Source organism: Aliihoeflea aestuarii (genome assembly GCF_024105665.1).
GTDB classification, from domain to species: Bacteria; Pseudomonadota; Alphaproteobacteria; order Rhizobiales; family Rhizobiaceae; genus Aliihoeflea; species Aliihoeflea aestuarii.
Genome location: NZ_JAAAMK010000003.1, coordinates 97,673 through 119,605, shown reverse-complemented (window position 1 = coordinate 119,605; position 21,933 = coordinate 97,673). Strand labels below are relative to the sequence as shown.

At 65.3% G+C, this 21,933-nt stretch carries 18 protein-coding genes; 13 read left to right on the top strand and 5 right to left on the bottom strand.

The window, feature by feature from the left end:
- Positions 1 to 3 precede the first annotated feature (3 nt).
- From tsaE to soxZ, 9 genes are all read left to right on the top strand, one after another.
- Positions 4 to 1,497, top strand: coding sequence for a tRNA (adenosine(37)-N6)-threonylcarbamoyltransferase complex ATPase subunit type 1 TsaE (tsaE, locus tag GTW25_RS08175; protein ID WP_252911563.1), 1,494 nt, complete (start codon positions 4 to 6; stop codon positions 1,495 to 1,497).
- Entirely contained in the window at positions 1,494 to 2,222 is a 729-nt protein-coding gene (locus GTW25_RS08170; protein WP_252911562.1) for a nucleotidyltransferase family protein, read from the top strand. Before tsaE ends, GTW25_RS08170 begins: the two co-directional genes overlap by 4 nt.
- Complete coding sequence (gene addB, locus GTW25_RS08165; RefSeq protein WP_252911561.1) at positions 2,219 to 5,323, top strand: double-strand break repair protein AddB; 3,105 nt, start codon at positions 2,219 to 2,221, stop codon at positions 5,321 to 5,323. Before GTW25_RS08170 ends, addB begins: the two co-directional genes overlap by 4 nt.
- Entirely contained in the window at positions 5,320 to 8,841 is a 3,522-nt protein-coding gene (addA, locus tag GTW25_RS08160) for a double-strand break repair helicase AddA (RefSeq protein ID WP_252911560.1), read from the top strand. The genes addB and addA overlap by 4 nt, the downstream gene beginning before the upstream one ends.
- A gap of 79 nt (positions 8,842 to 8,920) precedes the next feature.
- Positions 8,921 to 10,144 carry an NAD(P)/FAD-dependent oxidoreductase gene (locus tag GTW25_RS08155; RefSeq protein WP_252911559.1) on the top strand — a complete coding sequence of 408 codons (1,224 nt, stop codon included), beginning with the start codon at positions 8,921 to 8,923 and terminating at the stop codon, positions 10,142 to 10,144.
- A 146-nt stretch (positions 10,145 to 10,290) separates the two neighbouring features.
- Positions 10,291 to 10,608: a c-type cytochrome gene (locus GTW25_RS08150; protein ID WP_252911558.1), complete on the top strand. Its 318-nt coding sequence runs from the start codon at positions 10,291 to 10,293 to the stop codon at positions 10,606 to 10,608.
- An 11-nt stretch (positions 10,609 to 10,619) separates the two neighbouring features.
- Entirely contained in the window at positions 10,620 to 11,909 is a 1,290-nt protein-coding gene (locus GTW25_RS08145; RefSeq protein ID WP_252911557.1) for an NAD(P)/FAD-dependent oxidoreductase, read from the top strand.
- Positions 11,910 to 12,115: 206 nt separating this feature from the next.
- The gene (locus tag GTW25_RS08140; protein ID WP_252911556.1) at positions 12,116 to 13,177 is read left to right on the top strand and encodes a YeeE/YedE family protein; all 1,062 of its coding nucleotides are present in this window, start codon (positions 12,116 to 12,118) and stop codon (positions 13,175 to 13,177) included.
- A gap of 49 nt (positions 13,178 to 13,226) precedes the next feature.
- A complete protein-coding gene (soxZ, locus tag GTW25_RS08135) occupies positions 13,227 to 14,021 on the top strand; it encodes a thiosulfate oxidation carrier complex protein SoxZ (protein WP_252911555.1) in 795 nt (264 codons plus the stop codon).
- Here the strand turns inward: soxZ and GTW25_RS08130 are convergent, their stop codons facing one another.
- Complete coding sequence (locus tag GTW25_RS08130; RefSeq protein ID WP_252911554.1) at positions 14,022 to 14,555, bottom strand: cytochrome b; 534 nt, start codon at positions 14,553 to 14,555, stop codon at positions 14,022 to 14,024.
- A gap of 130 nt (positions 14,556 to 14,685) precedes the next feature.
- On the opposite strand from GTW25_RS08130, the gene GTW25_RS08125 reads away from it, so the two are divergent.
- Genes GTW25_RS08125 through GTW25_RS08110 form a run of 4 tightly spaced genes read left to right on the top strand, consistent with a single transcriptional unit; the run spans position 14,686 to position 18,586 of the window.
- Positions 14,686 to 15,420 (top strand): CDP-alcohol phosphatidyltransferase family protein, encoded by a 735-nt coding sequence (locus GTW25_RS08125; RefSeq protein WP_252911553.1) that lies wholly within the window; start codon positions 14,686 to 14,688, stop codon positions 15,418 to 15,420.
- The gene (locus tag GTW25_RS08120; RefSeq protein WP_252911552.1) at positions 15,417 to 16,160 is read left to right on the top strand and encodes an FkbM family methyltransferase; all 744 of its coding nucleotides are present in this window, start codon (positions 15,417 to 15,419) and stop codon (positions 16,158 to 16,160) included. The genes GTW25_RS08125 and GTW25_RS08120 overlap by 4 nt, the downstream gene beginning before the upstream one ends.
- Positions 16,161 to 16,170: 10 nt before the next feature.
- Entirely contained in the window at positions 16,171 to 17,766 is a 1,596-nt protein-coding gene (locus GTW25_RS08115; protein WP_252911551.1) for an alkaline phosphatase family protein, read from the top strand.
- Complete coding sequence (locus tag GTW25_RS08110; protein WP_252911550.1) at positions 17,753 to 18,586, top strand: RibD family protein; 834 nt, start codon at positions 17,753 to 17,755, stop codon at positions 18,584 to 18,586. Before GTW25_RS08115 ends, GTW25_RS08110 begins: the two co-directional genes overlap by 14 nt.
- Positions 18,587 to 18,685: 99 nt before the next feature.
- Here the strand turns inward: GTW25_RS08110 and GTW25_RS08105 are convergent, their stop codons facing one another.
- From GTW25_RS08105 to GTW25_RS08090, 4 genes are read right to left on the bottom strand one after another with little or no spacing between them, the layout of a single operon-like run.
- On the bottom strand, positions 18,686 to 19,444 hold the full coding sequence (locus tag GTW25_RS08105; protein ID WP_252911549.1) for a class I SAM-dependent methyltransferase: 759 nt from the start codon (positions 19,442 to 19,444) through the stop codon (positions 18,686 to 18,688).
- On the bottom strand, positions 19,441 to 20,487 hold the full coding sequence (locus GTW25_RS08100) for a glycosyltransferase family 4 protein (RefSeq protein WP_252911548.1): 1,047 nt from the start codon (positions 20,485 to 20,487) through the stop codon (positions 19,441 to 19,443). Before GTW25_RS08100 ends, GTW25_RS08105 begins: the two co-directional genes overlap by 4 nt.
- Positions 20,484 to 20,879, bottom strand: a complete 396-nt coding sequence (locus GTW25_RS08095) for a 6-pyruvoyl trahydropterin synthase family protein (protein ID WP_252911547.1) — start codon at positions 20,877 to 20,879, stop codon at positions 20,484 to 20,486. The genes GTW25_RS08100 and GTW25_RS08095 overlap by 4 nt, the downstream gene beginning before the upstream one ends.
- The gene (locus GTW25_RS08090; RefSeq protein ID WP_252911546.1) at positions 20,880 to 21,854 is read right to left on the bottom strand and encodes a zinc-dependent alcohol dehydrogenase; all 975 of its coding nucleotides are present in this window, start codon (positions 21,852 to 21,854) and stop codon (positions 20,880 to 20,882) included. It abuts the gene before it with no gap.
- Positions 21,855 to 21,933: the final 79 nt, after the last annotated feature.

Genomic DNA, 21,933 nt, shown 5'->3' with positions numbered 1-21,933 from the left:
CAGGTGATCGAACGCCTGCTCGGCGACGAGGCCGCAACGCTGCAGGCCGGCAACGATCTCGCGGCGGCCTTACGCCGGGGCGACGTGCTGGCGCTTCACGGCGATCTGGGTACCGGGAAGACGACGTTGGCGCGCGCGATCATCCGTTCACTGGCCGGCGACCGGATGCTCGAAGTGCCGAGCCCGACTTTCACGCTGGTCCAGCTTTACGATGGGCGGCTGCCCGTCGCCCATTTCGACCTTTACCGCATCGAAGACGCCGGCGAGGTGACGGAACTCGGGCTGGAAGATGCCGTGCGCGACGGGGTGGCGCTGATCGAATGGCCGGAAAAGGCGGGTGTTTACCTTCCCGAAACCACGATTCACGTGAAACTTTTGGAAGAGGGATCAGGGCGGCGCATGGTCATTGACGGACCGTTCGAGCCGCTTGCGCGGTTCGAACGCTCCTTTTCCATCAGGGACTTTCTGGCCGAAGCCGGTCGGTCAGCCGCGACGCGCCTCTATCTGGTCGGCGATGCCTCGGCGCGCAGCTACGAGACGATTAAGAGCGCGGAACGCTGCGAACTTCTGATGAACGCGCCGCGCCAGCCGGATGGCCCGCCGATCCGCGACGGCAAGCCCTATAGCCGCATCGCGCATCTGGCCGAATCGGTCGAGCCGTTCGTCGCGGTGGCGCAAACGCTGCGCGAGCATGGTTTCGCCGCGCCGCAGATTCATGCGGCCGATCTCGATAGCGGGCTTCTGCTTCTCGAAGATCTCGGCCAGGGCAGCATTCTCGATGACAATGGGCGTCCGGTCGCGGAGCGTTACCGCGCGGCGGCCGAAACCCTCGCTGACCTGCACCATGACGCATGGTCGGACACGATCGAATTCGCGGACGGCCCGACCTACGATGTGCCGGCTTATGATCGCGTGGCGATGGGCATAGAGACCGAGCTTCTGCTCGACTGGTACCTTCCCTACGCCATGGGCCGCGCCGCGACAGCGGATGAGCGGGCCGAGTTTCACGCATGCTGGGACAGGCTTTTCGACCATCTGGCACGAGCCGAAAAATCCATCGTCCTGCGGGATTATCACTCGCCCAACATCATCTGGCGCGACGGAGCGGTTGGTACGGACCGCATCGGCATCATCGACTTTCAGGACGCGCTGATGGGGCCGTCCGCCTACGACGTCGCGTCGCTCGCGATGGATGCGCGCGTGACGATTCCTGAGGAGCTGGAAGCCGACATTCGCAGCGCGTATCTCGAACGCCGTACGGATGCCGGGTTCGACCGAGCGGCCTTCGAAACTGCCTATGCGATCATGGCGGCGCAGCGAAACTCGAAGATACTCGGCATTTTCGTGCGCCTGAACGAGCGCGACGGCAAGCCGCATTATCTGAAGCACCTGCCGCGCATTCGCGATTATCTGGAGCGCGCGACGCGGCACCCGGACCTTGCGATGCTGCGGGCGCTCTACGGGCGCATGAACGTCCTGCCGGACGGGGCGCAATGAATCCGGCTAACATGAGCGCAATGGTGCTTGCCGCCGGCCTTGGAACGCGCATGCGCCCGATCACGGATACGCTGCCGAAGCCGCTGGTCACCGTGGCTGGCCGGACGCTTCTCGACAGGTCGCTCGACGCGCTCGAAGCTGTCGGCGTGGGGCGGGCGGTCGTCAACGTCCACCATCTCGCCGATCAGATCGTTACCCATTGCGCGTCGCGGGTGACACCGGAGATCGTCATCTCGGACGAGCGTGAAGAACTGCTCGATTCAGCCGGCGGCATCGTCAAGTCATTGCCGCTTCTGGGTGATGCGCCTTTCTTTCTCCTCAACGCCGATACGTTCTGGATCGACCGGGGAGAGGCGAACCTTGCGGCGCTGGCCGATGCGTGGGACGCTTCGCGTATGGACATGCTTTTGATGCTGGTCCCTGTATCCGATACGACAGGGCATGGAACCAAGACGGATTTCTGCCGCGATGCCGATGGCCGGCTCGATCGCGCCAGGGGAAATCGGCAGGGCTTCGTCTATGCGGGCGCGGCGATCCTCGACCCAGGAATCTTTTCGGACGCGACGGCGACGCCGCATTCGCTCAACCTTTATTTCGACCGGGCAATCGAGCGGGGGCGTCTCTTCGGCCATGTGATGGACGGACACTGGATCACCGTCGGCACGCCCGAAGCGATCGGCGAGGCCGAGCGCGCCGTTGAGCGTTTCGGTTCGCAAGCTTCATGACGCAGCATCCGCATGTCCTGAACATCGCGGCGGCTTCGCCCTTCATTCCCACGCTGATCGATGCGCTGCTCGACGGCCATCTGGTTAAGGGTTTTCGATACGATGGATCGCCGCTCGCGCTTGCAGACGTGACGATCTATGTGCCGACGCGCCGCGCCGCGCGCGAGTTGCGCTCCGGCTTTTTGGAAAGGCTCGGCGAGCGCTCCGCGATCCTTCCCGTGATCCGCCCCCTGGGGGAATTCGACGACGATAGCTGGATCTCCGGCGCGTCCGATCTCGATCTTTTGCCGGCAATAGAACCGCTTGAACGGATCGTCCGGCTCGCGCCGCTGGTTCAGGCGTGGAAACGCCGTCTGCCTGCGCATCTGGCTGCGCTCTACGGCGAAGACTTGGCAATTCCCGCCTCGCTGTCCGATGCCATCTGGCTGTCCCGCGATCTGTCCGGCCTGATCGACGAGATCGAGACGGAGGGCGGCGACTGGACGCGTCTGTCCGAACTCGTGCCCGCCGAGCTCGCCGGCTGGTGGCAGGTCACGCTCGATTTCCTTCAGATCGTGACGGGCGCATGGCCGCAATATCTGACGGGGGCCGGGCGTGTGAATCCGGCTCATCACCGCGACGTCCAGATCAGGGCCGAGGCCGAGCGCCTCAAGACGCGCGTTCTGAACGGCCCGGTCATCGCGGCCGGCTCGACCGGCTCAATCCCCGCGACCGCGCAGCTTCTGGCGACGATCAGCCGTCTTGATCTCGGGGCCGTGGTGTTGCCGGGCCTCGACCGTCAGATGGACGATGCTGCCTGGGAGGCGATCGGCCGCGAGAACGCATCGCCCGCGATCCATGGACATCCGCAGGCGGCCTTGAAGAAACTGCTTCGCCGGCTCGGCATCCATCGACGCGACGTCGCCGAACTTGGCGTATCCGATCCAGCGATCGCCGCGCGGATCGCGCTTGTTGGCGAAGCGTTGCGGCCGGCCGAGACGACGGAAGCCTGGGCGCAGGGTCGCGATAGGCTCAAGGCAACGGTCGAACGCGGCGCGCTCGACGAGGTGACGCTGATCGAGGCGGCGAATGAGCGCGAGGAAGCGCTGGGGATCGCGATCGCCTTGCGTCTTGCGGTGGAGGAACCGGAGAAGACGGCGGCGCTGGTCACCACGGATCGCGATCTCGCAAGGCGCGTCGCGGCAGAGTTGCGCCGCTTCGGCATCGTGGCCGACGATTCGGCCGGCGCGCTGCTCGCCGAAGCGCCGCCTTGCGTGCTCATGCGCCTTGCGGTCGAGGCGACCTTGCGGCCGGGTGATGCGGTGACGGCGCTTTCTCTTCTCAAGCATCCGTTGCTGCATCTTGGCCGTCCGCGCGGGCGTGTCCGCCGCGCAAGCGAAACGATCGATCTTGTCACGTTTCGCGGCGGCACGGGGCGGCCGGACATCGCCGCGATCGGGCATGATTTCAAGGACCGTCTCGCCGTGCATGAGGATGCGGATCGCAAGCCGTTCTGGCTCGCACGGCTGGATTCGGAGCGTCGCATGGAAGCCGGCGAAATAGCCGATCGCCTCGCGCATGCGGTCGGCCCGCTTGCCGATTTGCGCGGGCATGAGGAGATCGATCTGAAGCAGGCGGTCCGGGCGACCGTCGAAGTGATCGAAGCGCTCGGCTGCGACGAAACGGGCCGGCTCGATCCGGTCTATGGCGGCGATGCGGGCGGCAGGCTTGCGGATTTCCTGCGCGGTCTTGCCGGGCTCGATGCGCCGCTTTCCTTCAACCCGGCGGAGTGGCCCGACATATTGGCGGCACTGATCGCCGGCGAGACGGTGAAGCCGACCCCGGCCGGCGATCCGCGCGTTTCGATCTGGGGGCCGCTCGAAGCGCGTCTTCAGACGGTCGATACCATGGTCATCGGTGGCTTGAACGAGGGGAACTGGCCGCGTAAGGCCGAGGCCGACCGCTTCATGTCGCGAATGATGAAGCAGGGGCTCGAACTGGAGCCGCCCGAACGCCGCATCGGCCAGTCCGCGCATGATTTCGTCATGGCGATGGCCAATCCGCGCGTGATCGTGACGCGTTCGGCGCGGGCGGGCGAAGCGCCGGCGGTGGCTTCGCGCTGGCTCCAGCGGCTTTTGACCTGCGCCGGGCCGGAAGCGGCCGAGGCGATGCGTGCGCGCGGCCGCGACCATATCGCCTGGACGCGCCGGATCGATGAGCGGGACGACGTGGCGCTGGCCGGACGCCCGGCACCGAAACCGCCCGTTTCCGCCCGCCCGGTGCATTTTTCTGTCACCGAAGTGGAGACGCTTCGGCGCGATCCCTATGCGATCTATGCGCGCAAGATATTGCGACTTCTGCCCGTAGATCCGTTGTTGCGCGATCCGGGCGCTGCGGAGCGCGGAACACTCTTCCACGCGATCCTGCACGGCTTTGCCGTCGCCGACATCGACCCAGGCGCGCCGGACGCGGTGGATTGGCTGCTGAAGATCGGCCGGGAAAAGTTCGACGAAGTCGCGCTTCCGCCCGATGTGGACGCCGTCTGGTGGCCGCGCTTCGCCAAGATGTCGAGCCGTTTCGTTGCCTGGGAGCGCAGCCGCGCAGGTGTGATCCGGCGTGTCGCCGAGGCCCGCGCGGAGGCAATTAAGGTCGGCGCGACGGGCGTCACGCTGTCCGGCTATGCCGACCGGATCGATCTGCTCGCGGCGGGCATGGCCGACATCATCGACTTCAAGACCGGCACCAATCCTTCCAAAGGCCAGGCCCACAGCCTGCTCGCGCCGCAACTCGCGCTCGAGGCGGCCCTGCTCGTGCGCGGTGCGTTTGCCGGAATCGGCGAGGCGATGCCCGCGGAGCTCGCTTATGTGCGGCTGAAGGCGAACGGCGATGTCGAGCACGACGCCATTCACGAGTTCAGGAAGGAGCTCAAGTCCGGCCCCGACCTCGCGCACGAAGCATGGGAACGGCTGGAGCGTCTGATCGCGTATTACCAGAAGCCGGAAAACGGCTATGTCTCGCGTGCGGTGCCGTTTCGCGAAGGCGATTTCAGCGGTGATTACGACCATCTGGCCCGCGTCCATGAGTGGTCGGCCGGCGGCGACGACGGGGGAGGCGAGGAATGAGGCCGGCTTTCGTCATTCCCGAATCGACCCGGCTGGATCAGGCGCGCGCCTCCGATCCGAAGAATTCGGCGTGGGTGTCGGCCAATGCCGGCTCGGGCAAGACGCATGTCCTGTCGCAACGCGTCATCCGCCTGCTGCTCGACGGAACCGACCCGTCGCGCATCCTGTGCCTGACCTACACGCGCGCGGCGGCGGCGAACATGTCGAACCGCGTCTTCCAGACGCTGAGCGCGTGGACGGCGCTCGACGACGACGCCTTGAGGGTGACGATCGCCGGGCTTGACGGTCGGCCGCCGTCGCCGGCCCGGATGACGCGCGCGCGTCGCCTGTTCGCCGAGGCGCTCGAGACGCCGGGCGGCCTCAAGATCCAGACTATCCATGCCTTTTGCGAGGCGATCCTGCACCAGTTCCCGCTCGAGGCGAATGTCGCGGGTCATTTCGAACTTCTCGACGGCCAGATGGAGGCGGCCCTCATCGCCGAGGCGCGGCGCTCGATGATCGCGGGCGCGGCCGACAACGCCGATCCGGAACTTGCCGCCGCCTTTGCCGACATCCTCGACATAGCCGGCGAATCGGGTCTGGAGCATCTCCTGAGCGAGATCGTGCGCCAGCGCGACGATCTGGGCGCTTTCGTTTCCGAAGTCGGCATGCCGCCCGAAAACTTCGCGCCGTTCTTCGCCGCCTTCGGCTTCACCGGTGCGGAGACGATGGACGAGATTTTGGGCGGGGTCTGGCCCGATGCCTATTTCGACCGCGATCTTTCCGAACGCTTCGCCGACCGCGCGGCAGCCGCCGGCAAGGTCAGGGCGTCGCAATTCGCCGAGGATCTGACCTTTGTTTGCACGGCGCATGATGCGGACGAACGCTTTGCGGTCCTTCGCAAGACGTTCCTGACGAAAAAGGGTCCCGTCTACGAGGCGCGCTCGACGAAACAGATACTCGCCAAGGGCGTAGCCGAGCATTTCCCGGAATTCGAGGCCGAATTCGCGCGCATGGCCGACGCGGTGCGCACCGCGCTCGACCGGGCGGCGCTATTTGCGATGCTGCGTGCGTCGCGGTCCGCGCTCACGCTCGCCGAATGGCTGATCGCGCGTTACGAGCGGCTGAAAAGCGCGCGCGGCTTTCTGGATTTCAACGATCTGATCCGCCGCACCGCTGCGCTTCTGGCGCGAAAGGATGCCGGCGCCTGGGTGCATTACAAGCTCGACAAGGGCATCGATCACATCCTGCTCGACGAGGCGCAGGATACGAGCCCGGATCAGTGGCGGGTGGTCAGGCAGCTTGCCGACGAGTTCTTCGCCGGCGAAACGGCGCATGAGGGTCTTCGGACGGTCTTTGCCGTCGGCGACGAGAAGCAGTCGATCTATTCGTTTCAGGGCGCGGAGCCGGAAGCCTTCGCGGTTTCCGGGCGCGAGTTCGGCCGGCGCGTCGAAAGCGCGCAGAAGACCTTCGAACGGGTGCGCCTCAGCCATTCCTTCCGCTCCACGCAGGACGTGCTATCAGCGGTCGATCTCGTCTTTGCCGAGCCGTCTTCGCGCGAAGGGCTGACGCGCGACATCGAGGATATAAGGCACAGCGCGATCCGCACGGATGCACCCGGACAGGTCGAGATCTGGCCGTCGCTGACGCCGCAGGAGGTCGAAGCGCCCGACGACTGGACGCTGGCCATCGACCATACGTCCGCACCGGCCGCGCGCCTGGCCCGAAACATAGCGGTGACGCTGAAAAGCTGGCTCGATTCGGGCGAGACAATTCCCGGTCACGGCCGGCTTCTGACGCCTGGCGACGTCATGGTGCTGGTCAGGAAGCGCGGCAGTTTCGTCCATGCGCTGTCGCGCGAGCTGAAGAACAGGCATGTGCCCGTGGCGGGTGCCGACCGGCTGGTTCTTGCCGACCATATCGCCGTCAAGGATCTGATGGCCATCGGACGCTTCGCGCTTCAACCGGAGGACGACCTGTCGGTGGCCGCATTGCTGCGCAGTCCCATCTTCGGCCTGTCGGAAGAACGGCTCTTCGAGATCGCGCATGGTCGCGGTCGCGCCTCGCTTTACGCTGTCCTGCGGGGAGAAGCCGAAAGCGATGTCGAATTCAGGCTGATCCGCGACCAGTTGAACGTCTGGCGCGACGAAGTCGGCTTCATGCCCGCCTTCGAATTCTACGGGCGGATTCTCGGCCGGGACGGCGCGCGCGCCCGGATCGTCGCCCGGTTGGGGCCGGAAGCCGGCGATGTCGTCGACGAATTCCTGAACTTCTGCCTTGCCGCCCAGAAAAGCGGCGCGGCCGGCCTCGAGGCGGTTCTGGCGATGCTCGACGGTGACGGCCCCGAAATCAAGCGCGAGATGGACCAGTCGCGCGGCGAGGTCCGCATCATGACGACGCATGCGGCCAAGGGTCTGGAAGCGCCGGTCGTCTTTTTGGTCGACAGCGGATCGGCTCCCTTTTCCGACAGCCATCTGCCGATCCTGATGCCGTTCGATGCGCCGAAGCGCGAATGGGCGGGGCGCGGATTTCTGTGGCGCGCCGGTTCCGACACCAACAACGATTTCGCGCGCGCCATCGCCGCAATCGCGCGGACAAAGGCGGAGCAGGAATATCGACGTCTGCTCTATGTCGGCATGACCCGCGCGGAAGACAGGCTGATCGTGTGCGGATATCAGGGCAAGCGCGCGCCCACCGACATGACCTGGCATGCAATGGTCGCGCGCGCGCTGGAAGCCTCGCCGGCGACGGCGCGCCAGACGCATGCGCCGACCGGCGACGACATCCTCGTCTATCGCGTCACGCCGCGTGCGACCGCACCCGTGATCGTGACGCCGGATGCGGCCAGGGACGAGCCCGTGCCCCTGCCGGCCGCCCTGAGCCATCGCCTCGCTGCGCCTCCGCCAGTGCCGCGCCCGCTCGCGCCCTCCGGCGTCAGGCTCGTGATCGAACCGGGGGCTGAAACCGCCGTTTCCGGCTCGCCGGTGCTGGACGCGGTTGCGGGAACGTCGCACGCGCTCGAACGCGGAACGGCGATCCACAGGCTTCTCCAGTCCTTGCCGGACGTTGAGCCGCAGGACCGGGAGGCGAGCGCGCATCGCTATCTCGGCCGGCTGGGCGCGGGGTGGAGCGAGGTCGATCGCGCGCAGGCCTGGAGCCGGATCGGCGCGATCCTCGGCGATCCCGAATTCGCGGACCTTTTCTCGGCGAACTCGCGCGCCGAGGTCTCGATCATGGGCCGCGTGCGCATAGGAAGCGCGGATCGTGCGATTTCCGGCAAGATCGACCGTCTGGTCGTGACGGACGACAGCGTGCTGATCGTCGATTACAAGACCAACCGCCCGCCGCCGGCCACGCTGGCGCAGGTGCCTCCTTCCCATGTGGCGCAGATGGCTCTTTACCGCGCCTTGTTGCAGCCGCTTTATCCCGGTCGTCCGGTGCGGGCCGCATTGCTCTTCACCGAGGCGCCGGTGCTGATCGAGGTGCCGGAGGACGCGATGGAGGCAAGCCTTGCCCGGCTTGGCGAAGCCGTCAGCTAGACGCCACGAAAGGGCTTGCGGCGCGTCTTGTCCGATCGCACATAGATGCCGAAATCGGATATGACGGCGAGGTTTGAGGGTGGAAGAGCGCGTGATCATCATCGGCGGCGGGCATGGTGGCTCGCAGGCCGCCGCAAGCCTGCGTCAGGAAGGCTTCGACGGGGCGATCGCCCTCGTCAATGATGAAACGGAACTGCCCTATCACAAGCCGCCTCTGTCGAAGACGTTCCTGAAGACGCCCGGTGGCGGCTCGCAGATGCTGCGCCCGGAGAGCTTCTATCGCGACAACGGGGTCGAGCTTCTGTTCGGCCGACGGGTCGAGGAACTCGACCGGTCGGCCGGAAGGGTGAGGCTCGATGACGGCGTGTCATTGCCCTTCTCCCAAATCATTCTCGCGACCGGGGCCCGGCCGCGCCTGCCACAGGTCGAGGGAAACGGTCTCGACGGGATTTTCGCGCTTCGCAATTTCGCCGATGCCGGTCGCATTCGCGAGGCGACGGCGGCGTCGCGGTCGGCCATCGTGGTCGGTGGCGGCTTCATCGGCATGGAGATCGCGCATACGCTGGCTGGTCTTGGAAAGCACGTCACGCTGGTCGAAATGGCGCCGCGCGTTCTGGGCCGCTCGGTCGCCCCGCTCATTTCGTCCTATGCGGAACGCCGTGCGCGCGAGGCGGGGATAGATCTGCGCACAGGCGTGGGGGTGTCAGGCTTCGGGGGTGCGAACGGGCGCGTCGATGCCGTCCGGCTGACGGACGGGTCGCGTATCTCCGCCGATCTGGTCGTCCTCGGCACCGGCGTTGTTCCCAATGTCGAACTCGCGGCCGCTGCCGGTCTCGCCATCGACAACGGCATCGTCGTCGATGAGCAGATGCGCACCGCCGATCCGCGCATTCTGGCATTGGGCGATGTCACCAGTTTCCATCACTGGCATGCCGCGCGCCCCGTCCGGCTGGAATCGGTGCAGAACGCAAGTGACCAGGCAAAGCACGCGGCACGGACGATCACCGGAAAACCCTCCGCTTTTCATGAGGTGCCGTGGTTCTGGTCCGACCAGGGAGATATCAAGTTGCAGACGGCCGGCCTCTCTTTCGATGCGGACAGGCATCTTCTTGCCGGCGATCCCGAGGCGAACGCGTTTTCGGTCTGGCATTTCGCCGGGCCACGGCTGCTGGCGGTGGATTCCATCAACCGCGCGGCCGATCACATGATCGCACGCCGTCTGCTGGCAGCCGGGATCGACCCGACCGAGGAAGATATCAATCTCGGTACGCCTCGATTGAAGGAAATGATTTCCTCCAAATAGCCCGTAAGCGAGTACTCAATTCCATTATTACCTCGGCTACGAAGCTGTGAAAGTATAGAGTTGCGAAGGGCGCATCCTTTTCTATAATCATTCCAAAGAGGCGATGCGTTTGCTCGCCGAGGGTTTTGGAAAAGGGGGGCTGATCCATGTTCTCGAAGCATTTTCGAAGGGGCGTCGTCGTCGCGGCGATGCTTGCCGCATTCGCCGGGCCGGCCAGTGCCCTCAGCGAAGACGAGGTGTCGGTGCTGGCCGGCACCTGCGCCAACTGCCACGGCACGGACGGCCGCTCGCCCGGCGCTATCCCGGCGATCGCCGGTCAGGATTACGACATCCTGCGCGAGCAGCTTCTCGCATTCAAGGCGGGCGAGGTCGAGGGTGCGACGATCATGACGCGTCACGCGACCGGCTATACCGACGAGGAGCTCGACGCCCTCGCCCGTTACTTCTCCGAAATCGAGCCGTGAGGGAGCGCACCATGATCACACGTCGCAACATGCTTGCACTGGGCGCCGCCGCTTTCGTCGCGCCGCTCGCCATGCCCAATATCCTGCGCGCGCAAGGTTCTGCCGGCCGCGTCGTCATCGTCGGCGGCGGCTTCGGCGGCGCGACCGCCGCGAAATACATCAAACGACGCAATCCCGACATCGACGTCACGCTGATCGAGGCACAGGAGCGGTTCTACACCTGTCCCTTTTCCAATCTCTATCTCGGCGGCCTGCGTGAGTTCGAATCGATCGGCCATTCCTATGAGGAACTGACCGGCGAATACGGCGTCAATCTCGTCACCGCGCTTGCCGAAGACGTCGATGGCGACGCCCACACGGTCACGCTGTCGAATGGTGAGACGGTCGAATACGACAAGCTGATCCTCTCGCCGGGGATCGACATCAACTGGGGCGCGCTGGAAGGCTATGACGAGGCGGCGGCGGAACTTGCCCCGCATGCCTGGAAGGCCGGCGCGCAAACGCAGCTCCTGAGGCGTCAGCTCGAGGAAATGGAAGATGGCGGCCTGTTCGTCCTGTCGGCTCCGGCCGATCCGTTCCGCTGCCCGCCCGGACCTTACGAGCGCGTCTCGCTGGTCGCGCACTATTTCAAGGAGCACAAGCCGAATTCCAAGATACTGATCCTGGATTCCAAGGACGCCTTCTCCAAACAGGGTCTGTTCACCGCCGGCTGGCAGTCGCTTTACGGCGACACGATCGAGTGGGTCGGCCTGTCGGATGACGGCCGCGTCGTACGCGTCGATGCCGAGGCGCTGGAAGTCGAGACCGAGTTCGGCATGGTTCACAGGGCGAATGTCCTCAACGTCGTTCCTCCGCAAAAGGCCGGCTTCATCGCCGAGCGCGCAGGGGTGACGAACGAGGGCGGCTGGGTGCCGATCAAGGCATCGACCTTCGAGTCGCGTCAGGTGGCCGACATCCATGTCATCGGCGATGCCGCGATCGCGTCTCCGATGCCGAAATCCGGCTTCTGCGCCAACACGCAGGGCAAGGTGGCGGCTGCGGCGATCGTCGCGAGCCTCGCGGGCAACGAGGCCCCGGCAGCGTCATGGACGAACACCTGCTACAGCCTGATCGGCCCGGATTACGGCATCTCCGTCGTCGGCGTCTATGAGGCCGTCGATGACGAGGTCGTTCAGGTCGAAGGCTCAGGCGGCGTCAGCCCGGCCGATGCGGATGCCGATTTCCGGCTGCGCGAGGCGCAATACGCGGTCGGCTGGTATGACGCCATCGCCAATGACACATGGGGCACCGTGCCGGCCTGATACCAGCGCGCTTGCCCCTGGCGGCGGCGCGCTTTATCGAAAAGAAAGCCGGTCCAGTCGCGAGCATCGGACCGAAAAGTGGAATCCGGTTTTCGGAATGATCCGATGCTCAACTAAAGTTTGGAGCGTCCTTTGTGCGTCTGAAAGACGCACGGCGCTCCACGCGGCCGGGCCGGTTCTCATTTGACGGGACGGGGACAAAACGCATGACGCCATCGCCGGAAACGATGCTCTGGGCCGCTTTCGCCATCGGTCTCGTCTTCGGTGCAGTCGGTCAGGTCAGCGGCTTTTGCCTGATGAGCGGATTACGCGGCTGGTGGGTCGAGGGTAACGGTCTTCGCATCCGTGCTTTCGCGCTCGCGCTCGCGGTCGCGATCCTGGGCAGCCAGATTCTCGATGAGTCCGGCACGGTCCGTCTGGCCGGCTCTCTCTACATGCAGCCCGTCCTGCCGATTCCGCTCCTGCTGATCGGTGGAGCGCTGTTCGGCTATGGCATGGTCATGGCCAATGGCTGCGGTGCGCGTTCGCTGGTGCTGCTCGGTTCGGGCAATCTGCGCTCGGTACTCGTCCTGCTGTGCCTCGGCATTGCTGCGCATATGACCCTGACCGGCCTGATCGCGCCGTGGCGCGTCGCCGCTCAGTCCGTTCTGTCGCTTCCGGCACCCGTCTCGCCGCCGACGCTGACTGCCCTTTTCGGTGGGCTGGGGCTGGCCGAAAGCGTCGCGCGATGGCTCATCGTGGCGATCGTCGCCGGTGGTCTTGCCGCTTTCGCCTTTGCGAATGCTGCTTTCCGCGCCGCGCCGATCCACAGTCTCGGCGGCATGATCGTCGGATTGCTCGTCGTCGCGGGCTGGTACGCGACCGGCGTGCTCGGCGCGGACGATTTCGATCCCGCCCCGCTCGCCTCGCTCACCTTCATCGCGCCGATAGGTGACACGATCCAGTATGCGATGCTGGCGACCGGCGTGCGGCTTTCGTTCGGCGTCGCGGTGGTCGCGGGCGTCGTCCTCGGCGCGCTCGGCACGGCGCTGATAACGCGCAGTGCGAAACTTCAAGGCTTCACGCGGCCCGGGTCCATGCTGCGCTACATGGGCGGCGGCGCGCTGATGGGGATCGGCGGCGCGCTCGCGCTCGGCTGCTCGATCGGGCAGGGGCTGACGGGTCTGTCCACGCTGGCGTTGGGCTCGTTCATAGCGGCCGCCGGCATCCTGGCCGGCGCCGCGCTCGGCCTGCGTGGACCCTTGCGCCTTCCCGCGCCGCAGCCTTGAGCGGTTCGGAGAAGTTTCTATATTCGAGGGCATGACGAGAATGCACGACATGACCCGCCTTACCCGCCGCTCCGTTTTGGCTTTGTCCGGCGCGGGCGCGCTGGCTTTGATGCTGAGGCCCGCAACGGCGCAGGCCGGAGCGTGGCAACGCCTAGACGCCGCGCGCGAACTCGTCGGTGATGCAACGCCGACGGATGGGATCGAACTCGAACTGCCGCTCGTTTCGGAAAATGGCGCGGCCGTGCCGCTTTCCTTCCGCGTCGAGCGCGCGCTGGACGATGCCGATCCGGTCGAGACGGTGCATCTGTTCGCGCCGAGCAATCCTGATCCGCTGATCGCCGTTTTTCACTTCTCGCCGCTTGCCGGCCGCGCAGATGTCGCAACGCGCGTTCGTCTGAACGAGAGCCAGACCGTGATCGCGATTGCCCGCACGGCCTCCGGTGAAGTGATGGTCGGCGAGCGCGAGGTCCGCGTGACGACGACGGGCTGCCTGATGGTCGACGACACCTATGAAAGCGCCAACGTCTTCCAGACGCGGTTGCGCGCGCCGGGCAGCGTGTCGACCGGCGAGCCGGGCAAGGTGCTGTCGATGATCAATCACCCGATGGAAACGGGCCTTCGCACCAATTCCAGCGGCGAGACGCTCCCCAAGCGGATCATCGAGCGGGTCGAGGCGACGATGGGCGGGGAACCGGTCCTGACTGCGGAACTCAACCGGTCCGTCTCGGCCAACCCGTATCTGCGATTCTTCGTGGCTCCAACGCAATCGGGAACGCTCGAACTGGTCTGGACGGAGGACACCGGCGAAACGGTCGAGGCGAGCGCCGAGATCTCTGTCGGATAGCTATGCCCGGCCGGCCGGCGGCCACATGCGCGAAAACACGCCGTCGCGGCGGATCAGGCCGTGATAGGACGCCGCGCCGATATGCAGAACGATGAAGAAGATCAGCGTGAACTTCGCCGTCGCGTGGATGGACTTCGCTCTCTCGGCCAGCGCCTCGTCGCGCGGCACGAATGACGGCACGCCGAGCGCATCGAGCATCTCGATGGGAAAGCCGCCCGCCCGCACCCGCACATAGCCGCTGACCGCCATGACGACGAGCAGCAAATAGAGCGCGAAATGGCTGACCTTGGCCGCTGCCTTCTGCGCGGCCGGCATCGCGGCCGGAAGGGGCGGCGCAGGGTGCGTGACGCGCCATGAGAGGCGGATTGCCAGGAGCACGATCAGCAGCGCGCCCGTATTCTTGTGAAAGATGAACAAAATGTCCTGAAGAGCGCGGTTCTCGGTATCGGCCATGATAAGGCCCGCCGGAATCATCGTCAGCACGATGACAACCGTCAGCCAGTGCAGAATGCGGGAAATCCGATCATAGCCCATTGGCGTATTGAACCTCGTTGGGACACTCGAAGAATGACGCGAATGTGAGCAAAGTCAAAGCCCTGAAAGACACGAAGGACTTGCAGCCGGCAAAGTCTCGGTCGACATCTTCGTCATGGAGGAGATCGTGATGGATGTGACGGCTCGCCGGCTCCCGTATGCTCGGGGCCTCGTTATGCGCACCGCCCTGTGGCTGCAGGCGGTGGGTTTGGTCGTCTGCATCGCGGCTGTCTGGCTGGACATGCTCGGTTATGGCTCAGGCGTCGCGGCGATCCTGCTCTATCTGGTCGTCGCCGCCTGCGTCATCACGCGCATTTCCGGCAGTCACCCGCATGAAGCCTTTGGTGCCGCCAACGCCGTGACGCTGGTCCGGGCCGGTATGATCGCGCTCGTTGCGGCGACGGCGTTCGAGACGCTCGACGATGGGGCGGCACTCGCCATTGCCGCCTTCTGCGGGCTGGCACTGGCGCTCGACGGAATCGATGGCTGGCTTGCCAGGCGAAGCGGGCTTGCGTCAACCTTCGGTGCGCGGTTCGATCTGGAGGTCGACGCGCTCTTCGTCCTGATCTTGTCCGTCTGCGCCTACATGCACGGCAAGGCCGGCATCTGGGTGTTGCTGATCGGCCTGATGCGCTACGGCCTGTTGAGCGCCGGGTTCCTGTCGAAACGGCTCGAGGCGCCGCTGCCCGAATCGCTGCGCCGCAAGGCTATCTGCGTCGTCCAGATCGCGGCACTGGCTCTTCTTCTGCTTCCGCAGATCGTGCCGCCCGTGTCGGCCTGGATCGCGGCCGTCGCGCTTGCCCTTTTGACCTGGTCCTTCGCGGTGGATATCCGCTATCTCCTGCGGCGGGACCGATCCGCATGAGCCTTCGCAGCGTCGCCGGTCTTGCCCGTTCCCTGATCATCTATTATTCCCGGCCGCACCGGATCGGCAGGACGGCGCGTCTTTATGCGCAGTTCGCCGGGCCGGGCGACGTCGTCTTCGATATTGGCGGCCATGTCGGCAACCGCTCGCGCGCCCTGCGCCGCACCGGCGCGAAGGTCGTCACGCTCGAACCGCAGCCGCTCTTCTATGGATTTTTGAGGCGCACATTGCCGGCCGATATCACCATTTTGCCGCTTGCCGCCGGGCCGCGCGGCGATCGTGCCGCCGCAATGGCCGTGTCGAGCCTGCACCCGACCGTGTCGTCGCTGCGAACCGACATTGCCGGCGCGGTCAAGGCCGATCCCGGTTTCGACCGCGTGGTTTGGGACCGGTCCGAGACAGTGGAGATGACGACGCTCGATGCGCTGATCGACCGCTTCGGCCTTCCCGCCTTCGTCAAGATCGACGTGGAGGGTTTCGAGGAACAGGTGCTGTCGGGGCTGAGCAGCCCGGTCCCCGCCCTCGCCTTCGAGTTCCTGCCGGCATTGCGGGAGGTGGCCGATTCCTGCATTTCGAAGCTCGAAACACTCGGGCGCTACCGCTTCAATCTGATGACCGGCGAGCGCCTTCGCTTCGCCTCGGGCGACTGGCTCGACGCGCCGGCTGTGCGCGCGCATATCGACCACGCGATCGCCAGCGGCAAATCGGGAGATGTCTATGCGCGCCTCGACCGCTCCTGACCGACCTCGCATGAGCGTAATCGTCGTCGCGCTCGCGATCCTGTTTGCCGTGCTTGCGCTGCCTGCACGGCCGCAGGACGCGACATTGCCGCAACTCGCTCATCTGCCGCTGGAACTGGTGGCGATCGTCGCGGTGCTTCTGATGCTGCCGCGTGCAGGCGCTTTTTCAAGATTGGCGCGGGCCGCCCTTACCGCCGCGCTCGTCGCGATCCTTCTCGTGAAGCTTGCCGATTTCGGGCTGTACGCGTCGCTGAACCGACCTTTCAACTTCGCCTACGACCTGCCGCTTCTTCATGCCGGCTGGATGCTCATGTCGGGGTCGAGCGGACTTGTCCGCGCAAGCCTCTACGTTTTCGGCGCAGCGGTCTTCGTCGTGCTGGCATCTACGGCATTCTGGTGGTCGACGGGCGTCGTCGGGCGGTCGTCGCCGCGCCGCGTCGGGCCGGCATTCGCGGTCTCGCTGATCTTCGCGGCAGCCCTCGCCTTGACCGGCCGGGCCTCCTTCGGCGCGACGGAATTGCTGGCGGATCATGTCGAGGCGGCGCGCACCGCGCAGCTTGCAATCGCGGCTGTCGAAGACGAAGCGAGATCCGACGATATCGCCGTCCCGGCCAGCGGCCGTCTCCTTCAGGCCCTTGAAGGCCGCGACGTCTTTCTGATCTTCGTCGAGTCCTATGGCCGCTCGACGCTCGACAACCCGCTCTACGCCGACACCACCCGCGACGCGCTGGCCCGTCTCGAGACGGACGCGGCCCGCAACGGACTTGCCGTCGAATCGGCATTCCTGACCGCGCCGATAGTGGGCGGGCAAAGCTGGCTCGCCCATGCCAGCGTTCTTTCGGGCCTGTGGATCGACACTCAGGGCCGCTACCGCGCCATGCTGGCCAGTTCGCGAAAATCCCTGATGGCACTTGCCTCACAGGGCGGCTGGGAAAGAGTGGCCGTCATGCCGGCGATCACCATGGCGTGGCCCGAGGGCGCGTATTTCGGATATGACCGCATATTGGCGAAGGACGATCTGGGCTATCGCGGCCTGCCCTTCAACTGGGTGACCATGCCCGATCAGTATACGCTCTCGGCTTTCGAACGGCTCGCATTGAAGAAGCCGGATCGCGCGCCGGTCTTCGCCGAGATCGCGCTGATCTCATCTCACGCGCCGTGGACGCCGATCCCCGAACTCGTTGACTGGGACGAGGTCGGCGACGGGACGATCTTCAACGGGCAGGCGCAATCGGGCGACACGCCGGAAGTGGTCTGGCGCGACCGCGACCGCGTGCGCGACCAGTTCCGTCAGTCGATCGACTATTCCTTGCGCACCGTCGCGTCGTTCCTCGACCGGCTGAAGGGCCCGCCGCCGCTGATCGTCGTTCTGGGCGATCATCAGCCCGCGACGTTCGTTTCGGGCAGCGAGACGAACCGGGATGTTCCCATTCATGTGATCTCCGATCGCGACACCCTGAACGCAATCGAAGGTTGGGCGTTTAGCGAAGGCGCGGTGCCGGGTGACGACGCGCCCGTCTGGCGCATGGACGCTTTTCGCAAGCGGTTCGTCGACGCGTTTTCGGCGCCCTTGCCGCAGGATGGCCAAAGCGATGAACCAGTATGAGCGTTTCGAGCCGATGAACCCGCCGAATCCGTCAGGCGAGACACCGCCACCGATGCCCCTAGCGTCGGCCGACGTGACCGATCGCGTCTGGGCGTCACTCGTCGCAGCCCGGGACGGTGCGCCTGATGCGCAGGACGGTTGGTCTGCTGCCGAAAAAGCCGCCTGGAGCCTTTATGAGCCTCTTCTCGGATCGAACGAAGGATCGGTCGTCTTCGCGCAGATCGGCCAGTCGCTCGATGGGCGGGTCGCGACCGTGGACGGCGACGCCGCCGATATTTCCGGCAGCGAAGGGCTGAAACATCTCCATCGGTGCCGGGCTTTGGCCGATTGCGTGGTCGTCGGTGCCAACACCGCCATCCAGGACGACCCGCGTCTGACCGTAAGGCTCGTCTCCGGCGACGATCCCGCCCGCGTCGTGATCGATCCGCGCGGACGGCTCGGCGACGATGCGGCGATGATGGCGGGAAAGGGCGGACGCTGCCTCGTGGTCCAGTGTTGCGACCGCACCCGTCCCGAAGGCATAGAGACGATCATGGTCCCCGCGTCGCATGACGGCGTCGATCCGGCCGCCATCCTCACCGCTCTGGTCGAGCGCGGTTTTCGCCGCATCATGATCGAGGGCGGCGGCATCACGATCGGTCGCTTCTTCGACGCTGGCCTGATCGACCGGCTGCATGTGAGCATCGCACCGCTCATCATCGGCGCAGGTCCGTCCAGCCTGACGGCGCGCCCCATTTCCCTTTTGTCCGAAGCGCGCCGTCCGACGTCTCGGGTCTACGGCCTTGCGACCGATATCGTTATCGATTGCGAGCTTGGCTAGAGCACGTCTCCCGAAAGTGGGCACCGGTTTCGGGATAAAGACGTGCGCAAAAACAAGAACCTAAAGTGTATGAGCGAATCTGAAAGATCGCGACGCGCTTTAGGAAGGAAGGGCGAGGACGTCGAGATGGCCGACGGTGCAGCGCGCCGTTTCAGCGCTTTGGAGCCTGCGCGCGAGCCACTCATCGGCATTCGCCATTCCCGATCGGGCGGCGGCTTCGGCAATTCCGCCCAGCAGCGAGCGCTGTAAGGCCGCCTCCGCGGCGCCGAGACGCCAGGGGCTGGGCGCGACATTCACCGCATAACCGCGAATTTTCATAGCCTCTGCAAGATGGCTGGCTCCATCCGGGCCGAGCGCCGGTCCGAAACCTTTCACGGTTCGCTGGTCCGCGTTGAACGCGTCCCGTGCGGCATCGTCGTCCGCGTCGGCCAGCTCCCATTGCAAAATGCCGTCATAGCTGAGCGCGGCGTAGATGCCGATGCGCGAAGCTGCGAGCCGATCCGCGAGCGCATCGATCCAGGCCCGGCTCGCCAGATCGAAAAGCGCGGAGGCGGTGACGAGCGATGAGCCGTCGAGCGGTATCGCCTCGACGCGCGTCAAATCCATTTCGACGGTCTCGATGGTCCCGCCGCGCCGCTCCGCTTCGGCAAGAAGGGCCGGATCGTTGTCGATCAACCGCCATTTCGCCTTCGCCGTTTTCAGCGCCCGCATGGTCGAACCGGTGCCCGCGCCGAGATCGACGACGAGCGGATCGCGCTGTGCGGCAATAAAGGTGACGGCGGTGTCTCGCAGGTCGGAATCGCGCGCGGCATTGTCCGCATCTTCCCGCAGGTCGAGCCAGTCCACGGCAAAACTCATGTGTCGATGCCTTCCAGTGCTCGCGCGATAATGGCGACGCTGTCCTCCCAGCGCGGCAAGGTTTCTGCCGCCCTGCGCGCGCCTTGCGCTGCCTTGTCATATGCGTTGGAATCCGTCAGCAGCTTGCGCAGCGCGGACGCGAAGGCGGCCGGATCGTCCGGCGGCACCAGCGCTCCGGCGTCGGGCGGCACAACTTCCGGCACCGCGCCAACCGCGCATCCGACCACAGGCAATCCGGCGGCCAGCGCCTCGGCATAGGCCATGCCATAGCCTTCATGACGTGTCGCGAGGACGAAAATGCCTGCCTGCTTATATTCGGAATCCAGATCGGCGAGCGGCCCGATAAAGCTGATGCGGTCTTCGAGGCCGTGCGTGGCGATCAGCCGGTCGAGCCTGTTTTTCCATCCATCGTCGCGTGGTGGTCCGACGAAACGGGCGGACCAATCGATATCCGCGAGGCGTGCCAGAGCTTCGATCAGCACGTCGTGGCCTTTGCGCGGGACGATGGAGCCGACGCAAAGAAGTATGGTCTTTCGTCTTTTATCCGTAAGTATTGACTTACGTTCTGTGCCGGGCGGCGCGACGTGAAGCTTTGCGGGCGACACCGCGTAACGCTCCACCAGCCTGCGCCCCGTCGTCTCGCTCGTGCAGATGACGGCGTGCGCCTGTTCCAATGCGCCGATCTCGTCCGCCTCGAATGCGCGGGCTGTGGGGGCCGGCAGATTGCCTTCGTCGGCCAGCGGGTGATGAACGAGCGCCGCAAGACGCAGCCGGCCGGATTGACGTTCCACGATCTGCGGCAGGCGTGCATAGGCCAGACCGTCGACCAGCGTCAGGGCGGTGTCTGGCAGCGCGGCGAAGGCGGCGGCTGCGGCTTCCAACGTTTCCGCGCCAGTGTCGGGATAGGTTCCGGGCAGCGAGACGATCTCCACCTGCCAGCCGAGATCGCGCAGGCCGGCTGCGATGCGGCGGTCATATCCATAGCCGCCGGTCGGGGTGTCGATATCGCCCGGAACGACGAAAAAGAGCCGCTTGCCGCTCACAATTCGCCTTCGTACCAAGCGCGGGCCACATGGCTTTCATGCAGCATGACGCGGATTTTCACAATGCGGCCATTGTCGCCGAGCCCTTTGGTGCGTGCTGCCTCGGCAAGCGCATCGAAGATGTGCCGGCACAGAAATTCGGTCGTCGTGATCTTGCCCTTGAACGCTTCGACATCATCGAGATTGCCGTAGCGCAACGGCTCGAGCGCAGCTTTCAGCGCCTCGGTGGCCAGACCGATATCGACCACCAGCCCGTTTTCATCGATGTCGCGGGTGTAGAAGGCCGCGTCCACGACGAAGGTCGCGCCATGCAGACCTTGTGCGGGACCGAAGACCGGCGAGGGGAGACTGTGGGCGATCATGATGTGATCGCGGACTTCGACGGCAAACATTCAGCGTCCTTTGGTGGAGGGTTCGTAGCGTATACGGTGGCAGAGCGTTTCGGGATTGCCGAGGATCGCGGCATAATCGCGGTCGAGCGTGTCGAACGGCGTTTCGCCGGAGATCAGCGTGTCGAGCGCATCGTCGTCCGCCAGAAGCTGCAATGCGGTGGAAAGCCGGCGCGCATAGGTCCAGCGCGCGGTTCGGTCGGGCGGTATCGAGCCGACCTGCGACGACACGAGTTGCAGCCGGCGGCTGTGAAAGGCGCCGCCCAGACCGATTTCGACGGACCGGTCGCCATACCAGCTCGCCTCGACGACGCGCGCCTGCACGCCTGCGCAGTCGAGTGCGGTTCGAAGACCGGCCGCGCTGGCGCTGGCATGGATGACGACGTCGCAATCGGCGGGCGCGCGATCCGGCTGAGCGAATACGACGCCGAGCGCGCCGGCCAATGATTGTCGTGCCGGGTTGATGTCGACAAGAGTGGTTTGCGCGCCGGGAAGGCGCGCGGCGAGCCAGGCCGTCAATGCTCCGACGACACCGGCGCCGATCACCGCGATCCGGTCGCCCGGACCCGCCTTCGAATCCCACACGATGTTGAGCGCGGTTTCCATATTGGCGGCGAGCACCGCACGTTCGGGCGGCAGACCGGCAGGCAAGGCATGAAGTTCGCCGGCGGGCAGGGCAAAGCGATCCTGATGCGGATGAAGCGCGAAAACGAGTTCGCCCTTACGTTCGCCGCTGAGGATGCGCCCTACCGCCGCGTAGCCATACTTCACAGGAAACGGGAAATCGCCGCCCTGATGCGGGCAGCGCATGCGCTCATATTCGGCTTTTGGGACCGATCCTGCGAAAACCAGCGCCTCGGTACCCCGGCTGATGCCCGAATAGAGCATTTCGACTTCGATCAGGGCGTTATCGGCAGACAACTCGTCCTGCCGCAGCGCACATTTCTTCTCACCCGTAATCCAAAACGCTTTCGGCACGATCACCCTCGCTGACCCAGCCAAACCTAGCGGCGGAGAGCGTCGAAACAAGCCGTTAAGCTTCGCTAAAGGCGTATGA